This window comes from Aminobacterium sp. UBA4987, from assembly GCF_002396985.1.
Lineage (GTDB): Bacteria > Synergistota > Synergistia > Synergistales > Aminobacteriaceae > Aminobacterium > Aminobacterium colombiense.
In genome coordinates, this window is sequence record NZ_DGZF01000011.1 from 20,905 (window position 1) to 34,083 (window position 13,179).

A 13,179-nucleotide genomic window follows, 5' to 3' on the forward strand; every position below is an offset into this window, starting at 1 on the left:
TTATCCCTGATGATGGAAGTGGTGGGAGTGCTCGTCCACCAGTTCATCATGGCTTTTGTCTTCCCAGGGTTCAAGGCCCTGACGCCGGCGATAGTCGTTTATTGCCCCATGAATGGCCTCCTCTGCCAGTACAGAGCAATGCATTTTTATCGGTGGAAGTCCATCAAGAGCTTTCGCCACAGCGCTGTTCGTTATATTCCATGCTTCCTCTATAGTCTTTCCCATTACAAGCTCTGTGGCCATACTTGAAGAAGCGATGGCTGACGCGCAGCCGAAGGTCTTAAACTTAATATCCACAATATGGTCATTCTCAACCTTGATATATATCTTCATAATATCGCCGCATCTTGGGTTTCCCGCTTCCCCAACGCCGTCTGCATCCTTTATCTCTCCCACATTGCGGGGATTCTGAAAGTGATCCATTACTATTTCACTATAGAGCATTCTTCTCGCTCCTTTCCTCTGCCTTCAGAAAATCTTCCCATAAAGGCGACATGTTTCTACGCCGCTCTACTATTCCTGCAAGTTTTTCAACAACATAGGCCACATCTTCTTCTGTGGTGGATTCCCCAAGGGTGAGACGAAGGGAACCGTGAGCCTGTTCGTGGGTCAGCCCTATTGCCATAAGCACATGGGATGGATCGAGGGAACCGGAAGAACAGGCGCTTCCTGTAGACGCCGCTATGCCGAACATGTCAAGATCCATGAGAAGTGTCTCACCTTCTACCCCTATTAGGCTTACATTCACATTATTGGGCAGCCTGCCATCCCCCGCTGCACCATTGAGTTTTGCATAAGGGATCCGAGCCATGATTTCTTCTATTAAACCATCCCTCAAAGCGGTAAGACGACTTTTTTCCGAGCTTATCTTCCCTGCTGCCCGCTCTATGGCGATGCCCAGGCCCACAATGCCTGCCACATTCTCAGTTGTGGCCCTGCGGCCTTTTTCCTGGCCGCCTCCATGGATAAAGTTATCGAGCTTTACGCCTTTCCGAATATACATGACGCCCGTTCCCTTGGGGCCGTAAAATTTATGGGCTGAAAGAGAGAGCAGGTCAATATCCATGGCTTTCACATCAATAGGTATGTGAGCTACCGCCTGAACAGCGTCTGTGTGAAAGAGCACGCCCTTTTCCCGGCATAGCCTTCCGATCTCGGCAATGGGCTGAATGGTCCCTATCTCGTTGTTTGCAAACATCACCGAAACAAGAACCGTCTTCTCTGTGATGGCCTTTCTTACATCATCTACAGAGACACGACCCTCTTCATCTACGCCGAGGTAGGTAATATCATAGCCAAGGCCAGCAAGATACTCTGCTGAATGAAGCACCGCGTGATGTTCTATTTTTGTTGTGATAATGTGATTCCCTTTATTTCGATAGGTAAAAGCCACTCCTTTCAAAGCCCAATTATCCGATTCTGTACCGCCGCTCGTAAAATATATCTCATCGGGCGATGCGTTCAGCACCTCGGCAACCTTTTCGCGGGCAGCTCTCACAACCTCTTTGTTCTGCTGTCCCAGCGTATAAAGAGATGAAGGGTTCCCAAAAGACTCAGTGAAATAGGGCATCATCTCTTTGAGAACTTCGGAAGCCACTGGAGTAGTAGCCGCATGATCCATATAGACCTGTCGCATCATATTAATAGCCTGCCTTTCTCTCAAACTATTTCTGAAGATCATGATCTTCTATAAGATCTTTCAGCGTTGTTGAGACCAATACATTATCAATACTGTCGCGCAGCCTCAGCCAGAGCTTCCTGGCCGGGCACGCACTCTCTCTCATGCACTCCGGTCCTTCGAGACAATCAGCTATCTGAATGTTTCCCTCCAGAACCTCCACAACCTCAGCAACAGTAATTTCCATGGGAGCCCTGCTGAGGAGGTATCCTCCTTGAGGACCACGAACACTCTCAATAAGCCCATCTCTCCGCAGCTTCAAAAAAAGCTGTTCGAGATAACGCTCTGAAATGTTTTCTTTCGATGCAATATCTGTTATGCTCAGCGGTGTACGGCCATCATACTGACGGGCAAGCTCTAGCAACGCCCTGAGCCCATATCGTGTCTTTGTAGACAGTTTCATTACGTTTCACCTTCTTTTTATAAGCTTGCATTATAAGTATTCATACTATACCCTACTGGATTTGTCAAGAATAAAACAGCTGCTATTTGCATTCTTTCAGGCGAAAAAAGATAATAAGGCTGAAGCAGACAATTAAAAAGGAGGAGGACTGCCCATGAAGCTCCGTGTCCATGCCTTTCTTATTTATGCTACTGGAGAAAAAGAATTTGACATGAAAGCTCCTGCCACCATCAGGCAGCTCTTGGAGGACTTTTCTAACCGTTTCGGAGAACCCTTTGATAAATGGATCTGGTCAAGCAACGAAGTTCCCCACCGTCTTATGGCAGGTACTATTATTATGGTCAATGGCAAACATATAGCCCATCTTAACGGTCTTGATACACCTCTTTGTGACGAAGACGTGGTCAATATTTTTCCACCGGTAGGGGGCGGTTAAAAGAATGAGGAGGAAGACACCATGAAACTGCCAGCTTTTAAAATTGAACGCTATTTCGCCCGCTACGAATTTAAAACCGAGTTTCTACTTTGCCCATCGGATTGCGAGAGCTTTTCTCTCTCCGAACTATTGCAAATGGCCGATACTGAAAGTCTTTCCCTCTGGAAAAACCTCCGGCTCGGATACACGGAATCCTTGGGACACCCTCTACTGAGAGAAGAAATAGCCGCTCTCTATACTGGTCTCTCGAAGGAAGATGTGCTGCTTGCCGTTCCAGAAGAAGGAATATTTTTGGCTTTCAACGGAATACTCGAACCTGGAGATCATGTTATAGCCATCTCTCCAGCCTATCAGTCCCTTTATTCCATCCCGGAAGGGATGGGCTGCGAAGTCTCCTATTGGTCTGTAAAGGAAAAAAATGGGGAGTGGACCCTAGACCTTGATGAACTAGAAGGGATGATCAGACCCGCAACAAAAATGATCGTCGTGAATTTTCCCCACAATCCAACGGGGTATCTGCCAGAGAAAAAAGATTTTCTTAAAATAGTGGATATAGCATCTCGCCACGATCTCTATCTTTTCTCTGATGAAATGTATCGATTCCTTGAGTTTGACGAAATGTCCCGTCTTCCTTCTGCATGCACTGTTTATGAAAAAGCTGTTACACTAGGCGGACTTTCCAAGGCTTTTGGCCTTCCAGGGCTGCGAATGGGATGGCTAGCAGCTCAGGACCGTGAGATCCTCAATATTACAGCCCAGTTGAAAGACTACACCACTATTTGCGGAAGTTCTCCTTCTGAAATTCTTTCTCTCATGAGCCTTCGGGCAAAAGAAAAAATCCTGCAGCGGAACAGGGCTCTTATAGCAAGCAACCTTGAAGAAATTGAAACCCTTTTCCACAAACATGATGACCTTCTCCACTGGGTTCCTCCCAAGGGAGGGTCTATAGCCTTCCCCGCCCTGAAAGGGAACAACCCTATAGAGGCCTTTTGTCAGGAGGCTATAGATCAATACGGAGTATTAATAATACCCGGCACTCTATTCGGATCAAAGGAAAATCGTTTTAGGGTGGGGTTCGGGCGAGCCACCTTTTCAGAAGCCCTCAAACAGTTTGAAGTCTTTCTGAACAATCGCAAAGGGTAATCTGCTTTCAGTAAAAAAATCAGGAGCCTCTCCTCTCTACAAAGATTGGCTCCTGAATCTTATAAATAAAGCCTTCCTGCAAATTCATAGCAAACTACAGAAGGCCCTTTTTTCGTCCCGCTCCTAAATAGGCATTCCTGATATCTGCGCTATTCAGCAAATCTTCTGATGTTCCTGCCATAATAATGCTTCCTGTCTGCAGCACATAGCCTCGGTGGGAAAGCAACAGAGCCTGTCGGGCATTTTGCTCAACCAGTAAAATGGTAACTCCCTCAGAGTTTATCCGGCGGAGCTCCTTAAAAATATCCCTAATGATAATAGGGGCAAGGCCCAGAGAAGGCTCATCTAAAAGCAAAAGGCGGGGGCGGGACATAAGGGCCCGTCCGATGGCCAGCATCTGCTGTTCACCCCCTGAGAGAGTTCCGGCATATTGGTCACGCCGCTCTTCAAGGCGAGGGAAGAGGGAGAAGACCCACTGAAGGTCCTGTTTCACCTTTTCCGGCTCCTTACGGGGAAAAGCCCCCATCATCAAATTTTCGTAGACGGTGAGAGGGGCGAATACCCGCCGCCCCTCCGGGACGAGGGATATGCCCTGTTTCACCACATCATAACTTCGCTGGGCCAAAGGCGCTCCCGAAAAATTAATGAGCCCTTTTTCCCTGCGAACTTCGCTCATAAGTGCGTTCATCAACGTTGATTTTCCCGCGCCATTAGCCCCAATGACACAGACTATTTCGCCTTCTTTAACCTGAAGTGAAATGCCGCGAAGAGCGCGAATGGCACCATAGCTTACTTGAAGGTTCTGCACGTCCAGGAGGATATTTTCTACATCGCTCATTCTTCGTCCTCCTCTCCCAGATAGGCTTTTAATACTTCAGAATTGGCCTGTATCTCCTCAGGGGACCCCTCCGCGATCTTCGCCCCGAAGTTCATGCAGATGATCCGGGGGCAAATTTCCATCACCAGGTCCATATGATGTTCTATCACGAGAATGGCTAGCTGGAATTCCATATGAATAGACTTTATAAGCTCGTTCAACGCCATAACTTCTTCAGGATTCATTCCTGCTGCCGGTTCGTCAAGAAGCAACAAACGGGGATCAAGGGCCAGGGCCCGTGCTATCTCAAGACGGCGCTGATACCCATAGGGCAGGGTCCCTGCAGGTTGAAGGGCCCGATCCGCAAGGCCTACTCGGTTGAGCAATTCCATACTTCGATCCCGTATGGATGTTTCTTTCATCCTCCACTTGCCAAAATGAGTCACAGCCTCTACAAAAGAATAGGCTTCATGCTGTTGTGCTGCTGTCATAACGTTCTCAAGAACTGAAGAACGGGGGAAGAGCCGCAAATTCTGAAAAGTCCGCGCGATCCCTTTTCGAATCACTTCGTAGGTCTTGAGAGGGGTAATATCTTCCCCATCGAAAAGTATCCGGCCCCCATCAGGATCATAGACACCCGTTACCACATTGAAAATTGTTGTTTTCCCCGCGCCGTTTGGGCCGATGAGACCAACAATCTCTTTTTCGTTCAAAGCAAAACTCATACTCTGAACAGCATGGACTCCGCCAAAGAATTTATCCACTCCGTTCAGCTCAAGCAGTGCCGCCATTATCTTTCCTCCTGAAAATCTTGTTCAGTAGCCCCCCGCCATTGAGTCCACCCATAATACCCTCGGGGCGAATCACCATAATGATTACGAGAACGGCCCCGTAAATAAGCATTCGATATTGCGAAATAGGCCTGAAAAGCTCGGTAACCAGAGTTATTACGAGAGTTCCTACCATGGTCCCGGCCATAGATCCAAGGCCTCCAAAAACCACCACGGCCGTTAACTCTGTGGACTTCAGCATATCGAACATAATGGGTTGTATAAAAGAAAGAAAACCGGCAAGAAGAGCTCCGGCCACTCCACAATAAAAAGCGGAGATCATCAGGCTGAGCACCCGCAGCCTGGCTGTATGGAAACCAAGCAATGAGGCCGCCACATAGTCATCGCGACAGGCTTTAAAGGCTCGTCCATACCGGCTATTGATCAGATTGAACATGCAGAGGGCCATGATGACAAAAAAAGTCAGGGCTACCGGCAATGTCGTATAGGGTTCAATGCCGGGATACCCCCGGGCTCCACGAGTTAGCGACTGCCAGTTTTCGAGGATAAGACGAATCGCTTCTCCCAAACCTATGGAAGCAATGGCAAAATAGTCGCCCATAAGCCGAAGGGTCGGAATTCCTATACCATAAGCCACTATAACCGCTACTCCGCCGCCAAGGAGTATAGCCGGCAGCCAGTGTACCCCATAATGCACTGTCAGAATGGCAGAGGTATAGGCGCCAAGAGCCATGTAGGCCGCATGCCCCAGGGAAAAAATGCCAGTAAAACCAGTGAGAAGAGAAACTCCCATAGCAGCAATAGCGTTAATGCACAAAAGCGTTATGATTCCCTCAGTATATCCAGACATGGGGAAACACCTATATCTTTTCGCTCATTTGCTTGCCAAAAAGACCTGAGGGCTTGATAAGCAAAGTGATGACAAGCAATGAGAAAACCACTAGATCCCTCATTTGGCTCGAAATAAAACCAGCAGCCAGCATTTCCGCCAAACCAAGAATCAGGCTCCCCACGACTGCGCCGGGAAGAGACCCTAACCCTCCAATAACTGCGGCGACAAAGGCTTTGATGGTAATGGCCCCTAGCTGGGGATAGAGAGTATACCGAACTGAAAGAAATATTCCCCCAATAGCCGCCAAGGCTCCGGCGGTAAAAAAGACAATAGAAATAAGAAGGTTAACATTTACACCCATAAGGCCAGCCGTACGCAGATCGCAGGCTGCCGCCCGAATAGCAAGCCCCCACTTCGTTCTGGAAAGAAATAACTGAAGACATCCAAGAGCAATAAGGGCTATGAGAAAGGAAAGGAGATCGAAAGCACTCGTGGTAGCAAGACCGAACAATTGAACTGGGTAGGTGGGTATCACCGGGGGGAGGGCTCTGAAACGCCCGCCGGCTACGATAACAAAAATATTTTCAATTACAATACTCATGCCCATAGAAGCAATGAGCAAATAAAGGGTTACATTGGTCCGCTCACGGATGGGCTTATAGGCTATCCTCTCCGTCAAAGCCGCTGCTATGCCAGCTCCCGCAAGAGAAAGCATGCCAGCCAGCCAGATATTGACCCCCATAGATTTCAAGGCCCCATAACAAATGTACCCTCCGATCACAAGAAACCCGCCGTGGGCAAAATTTGAAAAAAGCAATACGGAATAAACAAGAGAGTAACCAACGGCAATGAGGGCATACACAGAACCAAGGGAAAGTCCGTTAATCACTTGCTGCAAAAAAGTGGCCACCTATGATCTCACCTCTTTCCTGAGAATACGAGGCGGAAACAACCCCTCCGCCTCGTATTGCCTGACCTGTGTTTTGTTTTTTAAGGTTTAATCTTCTTGTAGAATTGCCCTCTGCCTTCTTTGGCCACCAATACAACGCCATCTTTATCCTTCGGCGTATTGTTTGCTGGATCTATAGTAATAGTAGCATGGTGAAGGGCAAGATTAGATGTAGCGGCAAGAGCGTCACGGATAGCCTTGGGATCGTCGCTGCCTGCGCGGGCGATAGCGTCCACAAGCCAGTAGACGGAATCATAGCCAAGTACACCGTTTACAAACTCCTTACATTCATCATTCCATTTCTCTTTGTATGCTTTGAAGAAAAGCTGCATGGCTGGGTCTTCCGGTGCTACGTGGTTGATCCAGTAGGAATTTTCCATTGCGTCCCCTGCGATCTCCCACATAAATTCGCCGTATCCGTCACCGCCAACAAAAACAATTTCGTTCATGCCAAGTTCACGTGCCTGTTTCATAATAAGGGCCATTTCCTTTCCCATATTGGGGAGGATCAGCACATCTGCTTTTTTGTCGCGAATTTCCGTAAGCTGAGCCCTGAAGTCCACATCCTGACCTCCTCTAAAGCCGAGGTCTGCCACCACGGTTCCTCCATATCCACCGTAGCTCGCCATGAAGAACTCCCGAAGGCCATGGGAATAATCGTTTCCTACGTCGTAAAGAATCGCCGCGTTCATTCTTCCAAGTTCTTTCGCTGCAAAATACGCAATGAGCTTGCCTTGGTAGGGATCAGTGAAACATATTCTGAAGGAAAAGGGACGAACATTACCTTTTTCATCTACAGTCACCAGGGGGTTGGTAGAAACAGTTCCGATCTGAGCCACGCCATATCTGTTGACCAGCGGAGCCGTAGCAATATTTATTCCGCTGCCGTTCGCACCGACAAGAGCGACAACCTTATCTTCTTCAATCATACGCCGCACTGCGTTCACAGCATCTTCTGCCCGGGTTCTAAAATCGTACACTACGAGTTCTATCTTTCTTCCCAGCACCCCGCCTTTAGCATTGATCTCATCAACAGCCAGCTTTGCGGATTTTTCTTCGGTCTGGCCATAGGCTGCCCAGTCGCCGGTCAATGCCGCCAGGTACCCAATTTTTATAGGTTTTTCTTGCGCTGATATAGGGGTAACACCCACAACTCCAATTAAAAGAGCCACGAATAAAAAACCTATAAGCCCCTTACGCCATATATTGCCTCTTTTCACCACCTACCACCTCCTAAATGATTTATGATATAGGTTATAATCAGTATGTTCATTGTACAGACAAAGCATTAAGTGATGCAATCAGAAATTGTAGCAATTTTGCTTATTTTACATAATCATCTTGAGGAGGAATATGAAATGGCTTTTCAGTTGCCAATATATGTCGAACCAAACTTCGATAAAGAGCCTTTTGTTTCAGCTCCTGATGCGGGAATATGCAAAGTTGAAGCGGAAGGAGTAGCACCACCAGGTTATCATGCCTTATCTATTTATCCTGAATATTTTAAAGTCAACAGCCAATGGTCCCTTGTAAGGGAAAGTCGCATGGACTGTGTTCCTGTCGTGCGAAACGAGGGAATAATCGAAGCTGTCGAGTTTCGTAATCTTCATGTAGGGGACAAAGTCATCGTAGGCCGCTCAGAAGATGGCCGTTACGGAATTTACCTCCATGCAACCCCCTTTGCCATGCCCGAAGAAAGCGGCGACGTCTTTTCTTTCCGCACCGGGCGTTCCCGTGAAACGGCCTATTCCCGGGATTACGACAACCTTTACGAACTCATGCGATACGAGCGTGACCACGGTTATATTATCTGGGTCCTTGGCCCAGCTGTGATATTCGATCACGACTCCAAAAAGGCTCTATCTGAACTTATCGAACACGGATATGCCCATGCGCTACTCTCCGGAAACGCCATGGCAACCCACGATCTGGAAGGAAGCATGAAGAGAACGGCCTTGGGACAAGATATCTATACCCAGGAACAGCGTCCCCTCGGCCATTATCACCATCTTGATCTTATAAACACTGTTTTGCAATACGGTTCCATTGAAAAATTCATAGAAGAGGAAAATATTAATGACGGCGTTATGTATTCAGCCATAAAAAAAGGCATCCCGGTAATCCTTGCCGGATCTATCCGTGACGACGGCCCGCTGCCAACCGTTATTGGCAATGTCTACGACGCTCAGGATGCCATGAGAGCCTGTACAAAAAAAGCTACCACCGTCATAGCCCTGGCTACTCAGCTCCACACTATTGCCACTGGAAATATCACTCCCTGTTATGTCAATAGGGAAGGGCGCATCCGGCCTGTATACTTCTACTCCATTGACGTTTCAGAATTTGCAGTGAACAAACTCCGCGACAGGGGAAGCCTGTCCGTAACACCTATCGTTACCAACGTACAGGATTTTCTGGTTCACCTGCGCAATAATCTCGTTCCCTAAAGTGAGGAACATGCCATGACATGGAAGAAATGGATCGGGCGATGCCCACCCTGACTCTTTCTACATCTTCTCCTGGCCCTTGTGCTGGGAATCATGTACATAATGCGGTTTTTCAAAAGCTAAAGTAAAGAAGAGCGGCCTCAATATAAAAGAGACCTGTAGACCTTTGGAATTCTCTCTATAGCCTTCACAAAAAGGGGTGGAAGCACGTGAAGAGCATAAGAGAGATTAATTCGTTCTGTATACTGATGGACATCTTTTCCAATAGGCCCAAGATTCATCACGGGCACATCCAGAGAAAGCAAATCTTCTGCGGGGAAATGATAATCCGCTCCCCATAGAGGCATATTTGCGGCAACGGCCTCCATATCATGTTCTTCTCCCTGAAACCCCATGTAGCTGAGGTCCATTATCCCTTCAAAGACCTCTTTTATCTCCAGGGGTTCTTCGGTTAAATCTGCGCTCTCCTCCACAATTTCCTGGGCTACCATGCGTATGACCCTATCTCCCCGGCTTGCATCCCTGTTGCACCGGGGAGGATACCACGGCGGGAGAAAACCCGTAATGATAAGGGGACCTCGTCTGTTCGATTCCCGCAAAAGAAGGCGAACTGCTTCTATTCCACGATCATGTATGGTTTTTCCAGAATGGATTCCTGAAAGGATCGGTCCCAGCACATCCTGAGGCAAACAACCCTTTTGCCCGGCCACATCTTGAATAAGCTCTTGAATGGTCAGAACTACACCTTGCTCTTTTTCTTCTTGATCGAAACTGAAAGACAGTTTTTGCCTCTCGCCCTCCCTAAGGGCAAGAGCCCTCGATAAGGCCTCTTCTGCTCTCTTATTCATATACTCGAGAACTTGACCGGGTGTTTTCTGCACTACCAGACTATTAAAGAAGACCACCGCCATCTCCGGTAAAGTAACGGCATACTGTTCTCTGAGATCGGCTAGTTTTAAACACGCCATTGGAGGAAAAACTCTGTCTTTCCACCTGTCCGCGCTTTCAGCATCTCCCTCAACAAGCGTCATAAGGCACGACGCTATTAGAGGCGCGCTGATGCCCTTAAAATATTCCCCCACATGGGCTTCTCTTCCAACACAGAAGAAAAGGGGCATTATTTTTCCGATGGTTCCTAAATAAAGGTAACCCCTCTCCGCTGACTCCCCCACTGAGGGTTCCGTATTGATGCAGACAAGATATTCCAGGTTTTTCTTTTTTTGAAGCCCCCTGAGCCAGGGTACTGCGCTTCGCATTCCGGCAGACATCCCCTCTTCATCGCAAACAGCCAGAAAAAGCAGGTTCGCCTGCATTTTTTCAGGGCTCTCCGAGAATTTCTCCATACAAGCCATTTCCAGGGCCAGGCCATATTTCATATCGGCCATGCCCCGGCCAAAAAGGTACTGTCCGCTTTCGAGGTCTGCGCGAGCATCTTTGGGAAGTGCCTCTTTCTTCAACCGCTCTGTATAGTTTTGGGGCTGAAAGGCCAGGGATTCCAGTGAACCATATCCCTTCGCATCCACCACATCAAAATGTCCAGTGATAATAATTGTCTCCTTGCATGGAGGATCGGCCTCCACAAGGGCAGCTATACAATGTCGTTTGAGCCCATCGTTCTGTACGGGAATTAAAAAAATATTCTCTGGCCGCTCATGAAAATAGGGCAGGTCGCCCAGCCACCGATATATAGAGTAAGCTGCCTCATTTTCCCTTCCGGGAAGCCCCGTTACGCTTGGTATAGAAGCCAGGTCAATACACAAAGAGAAAAGTCTCTCTGGAGAGGGGGGATGGGTCATTCCCTTGACGCCTCCTTGCCTTGTGGGTGGTTGACAATGGCCATATTATGAGAAACATCTTTATCAAAGTGAATATCCAGCTGGGGAAAGGCTATTGTTATATTACGTTCTTCAAAAAGCTCTATAATCTTATACCGAAGATCACTCTGAGCTACAAAACGAGATGCTTTTCTCATATCCACCCAAAAGTAAAGATCGAAATCAAGGGAGCTTGAACCAAAATCATTGAAAATAACGTAGGGTTCAGGCATAGTAAGAATATCTTTGTGGGAGGAAGCCGCTACGAGGAGTAGCCGCTCCACCTCCCTGGCTGGCGAGCCGTAGGCCACCCCCACTTTCACTTTGCCGCGAATGACCTGATCGGTGCGCGTCCAGTTCACAATACGATTCTCGAGAAAATATCGGTTGGGTACAAGAACGTCCACATTATCAAATGTGCGAATTCGGGTGGAACGGGATTCTATCTCCTCAACTGTTCCCACAATGTCTTCGATCTCAACAATATCGTGAACTCTGAAGGGTTTACTGAAAAACAGGATGAGACCGCTTATGAGGTTGCTAAATATATTCTGAGCCCCGATACCAACACCGAGAGCAAGGGCACCACCCAAGAAGGCAAAGGCCGTCAATGGGATGTTGACCATATCGAGAGCCGCAAGAATACATATGAATACAAGGATAGCAAAAAGACCCTTCTGTATAGCCATGGCTGCTGTAGGATCCATTTCAAAGCGACGGAAGAGATACTGCTTGACGCCCTTTGTCGCTTTTCTGCTGGCTATAAATCCAAGGAGTACGATAATAACGGCTAAAATCAACTTCTTAACAGAAACAGAGAACCCGTCACCCGACCAGAGCTGAAAATTTAAAAAGGCTCGCAGCCGCTCAAGGCTGGCCACCGAAACCTTTTCAGTAATGGTTACTGACGATAACAGTGATTCAAGCTCTTCAAGCAATCGGGTGTTAAGCATAGAGATGCTCAGCAGGCTCGTCATATATTGCCCATTGAGTTCTATCTGTTTTTTCAACCCTTCGCTCTCCTGCCGCAGTACGCGATATAGAGGAGAGGACTCGCTTTCCGATGCCATAGAGCTATCGAGGGTCAGCAGCCTTGATTGCAATGAGACCTGCATCTTCTGCAACCCTAGCAGGACGTTGTCGAGATCCTTTTTTCGCATCTCTGTTTCAGTACGTCTTTTTATCAGCTCTGCCGTAAGTAATTTTTTTTCGAGGAGGGAATAGCGTGTTTCCCAAATTTCCCGCGTCTCTTCCGCCCATACCTGTGCCTGTTCCGCCTGGTCCATGGCAGCCTGATAATAGACGTACCACGTTTCTTTTTCGCTTTGCTGGGCACGATATAATGAAAGATTCTCAGCATCCGATGCCGACTCGGCCCTTGCCTGGGCATTCATAAACTCCTCCCTCGCCTTCTCTGATTCTTGGCGAAGGGTCTCTGCCTGTTCCTGAAGCTGCCTTTCTCTCTCCTTGATCAAGGACACCTGACGCTTAAGGTCTGCTTCATCATATTGCAAATGCTGGGCAATCCACTTCATCCCTTCGGTTACATTTTTCCGTTCCATTTCGAGCATATCGAAACGAAGACGGCTTTCTTCCACATTCTTTTCACGAAAGGCAAGGGAAAGACGGTTCTTCTCGGTTTCTAGTTCCACTTCCTGTTGAACCCATTCTGAGAATTTTGAGGGAGTTTGTTCCTCTTTCAGCATGGCTAAATGCTGTTCATTCTGGCGAATTTTTTCTTTAAGGGAAACAATGGCACTCTCAGACAGGCGGATGGCGTAGGTCCCTGTATCTATTTCCTGAGATAGAGTCTCAAGACGACCTCGGTAGTTTTCGTAGAAGCTCAGAGAGTAGGGGGGATTGTCTGGA

13 protein-coding genes are annotated in these 13,179 nt (G+C 47.8%); 3 read left to right on the top strand and 10 right to left on the bottom strand.

Going from position 1 to position 13,179, the window contains the following annotated elements; all coding sequences use genetic code 11:
• The 3 genes from nifU to B2U56_RS08005 are packed head-to-tail and all read right to left on the bottom strand — an operon-like array spanning position 1 to position 2,081.
• A complete protein-coding gene (nifU, locus tag B2U56_RS07995) occupies positions 1-444 on the bottom strand; it encodes a Fe-S cluster assembly scaffold protein NifU (RefSeq protein ID WP_013047577.1) in 444 nt (147 codons plus the stop codon).
• Positions 434-1,636, bottom strand: coding sequence for a cysteine desulfurase NifS (gene nifS, locus B2U56_RS08000; RefSeq protein ID WP_273015533.1), 1,203 nt, complete (start codon positions 1,634-1,636; stop codon positions 434-436). The genes nifU and nifS overlap by 11 nt, the downstream gene beginning before the upstream one ends.
• A 28-nt stretch (positions 1,637-1,664) precedes the next feature.
• A complete protein-coding gene (locus B2U56_RS08005) occupies positions 1,665-2,081 on the bottom strand; it encodes an RrF2 family transcriptional regulator (protein WP_213700365.1) in 417 nt (138 codons plus the stop codon).
• Positions 2,082-2,235: 154 nt separating this feature from the next.
• On the opposite strand from B2U56_RS08005, the gene B2U56_RS08010 reads away from it, so the two are divergent.
• On the top strand, positions 2,236-2,517 hold the full coding sequence (locus B2U56_RS08010) for a MoaD family protein (RefSeq protein WP_013047574.1): 282 nt from the start codon (positions 2,236-2,238) through the stop codon (positions 2,515-2,517).
• Between the two features lie 21 nt (positions 2,518-2,538).
• Positions 2,539-3,660 (top strand): aminotransferase class I/II-fold pyridoxal phosphate-dependent enzyme, encoded by a 1,122-nt coding sequence (locus B2U56_RS08015; protein WP_286953191.1) that lies wholly within the window; start codon positions 2,539-2,541, stop codon positions 3,658-3,660.
• Between the two features lie 94 nt (positions 3,661-3,754).
• Here B2U56_RS08015 and B2U56_RS08020 read toward each other — a convergent pair whose 3' ends face one another.
• The 5 genes from B2U56_RS08020 to B2U56_RS08040 form a co-directional block, all read right to left on the bottom strand.
• Positions 3,755-4,498, bottom strand: a complete 744-nt coding sequence (locus tag B2U56_RS08020; RefSeq protein ID WP_013047572.1) for an ABC transporter ATP-binding protein — start codon at positions 4,496-4,498, stop codon at positions 3,755-3,757.
• Positions 4,495-5,268 (bottom strand): ABC transporter ATP-binding protein, encoded by a 774-nt coding sequence (locus B2U56_RS08025; protein ID WP_013047571.1) that lies wholly within the window; start codon positions 5,266-5,268, stop codon positions 4,495-4,497. Before B2U56_RS08025 ends, B2U56_RS08020 begins: the two co-directional genes overlap by 4 nt.
• Positions 5,252-6,118 carry a branched-chain amino acid ABC transporter permease gene (locus B2U56_RS08030; RefSeq protein WP_013047570.1) on the bottom strand — a complete coding sequence of 289 codons (867 nt, stop codon included), beginning with the start codon at positions 6,116-6,118 and terminating at the stop codon, positions 5,252-5,254. Before B2U56_RS08030 ends, B2U56_RS08025 begins: the two co-directional genes overlap by 17 nt.
• Positions 6,119-6,128: 10 nt before the next feature.
• Positions 6,129-7,010, bottom strand: coding sequence for a branched-chain amino acid ABC transporter permease (locus tag B2U56_RS08035; RefSeq protein ID WP_041459292.1), 882 nt, complete (start codon positions 7,008-7,010; stop codon positions 6,129-6,131).
• Between the two features lie 80 nt (positions 7,011-7,090).
• Positions 7,091-8,272, bottom strand: coding sequence for an ABC transporter substrate-binding protein (locus B2U56_RS08040; protein ID WP_013047568.1), 1,182 nt, complete (start codon positions 8,270-8,272; stop codon positions 7,091-7,093).
• Between the two features lie 135 nt (positions 8,273-8,407).
• Between B2U56_RS08040 and B2U56_RS08045 the strand changes: the two genes are divergently transcribed.
• Positions 8,408-9,496 carry a hypothetical protein gene (locus B2U56_RS08045; RefSeq protein ID WP_013047567.1) on the top strand — a complete coding sequence of 363 codons (1,089 nt, stop codon included), beginning with the start codon at positions 8,408-8,410 and terminating at the stop codon, positions 9,494-9,496.
• Positions 9,497-9,636: 140 nt separating this feature from the next.
• Here B2U56_RS08045 and B2U56_RS08050 read toward each other — a convergent pair whose 3' ends face one another.
• The gene (locus B2U56_RS08050; RefSeq protein WP_013047566.1) at positions 9,637-11,292 is read right to left on the bottom strand and encodes a M20/M25/M40 family metallo-hydrolase; all 1,656 of its coding nucleotides are present in this window, start codon (positions 11,290-11,292) and stop codon (positions 9,637-9,639) included.
• Positions 11,289-13,016: a mechanosensitive ion channel family protein gene (locus tag B2U56_RS08055; RefSeq protein WP_286953198.1), complete on the bottom strand. Its 1,728-nt coding sequence runs from the start codon at positions 13,014-13,016 to the stop codon at positions 11,289-11,291. The genes B2U56_RS08050 and B2U56_RS08055 overlap by 4 nt, the downstream gene beginning before the upstream one ends.
• Positions 13,017-13,179 lie beyond the last annotated feature (163 nt).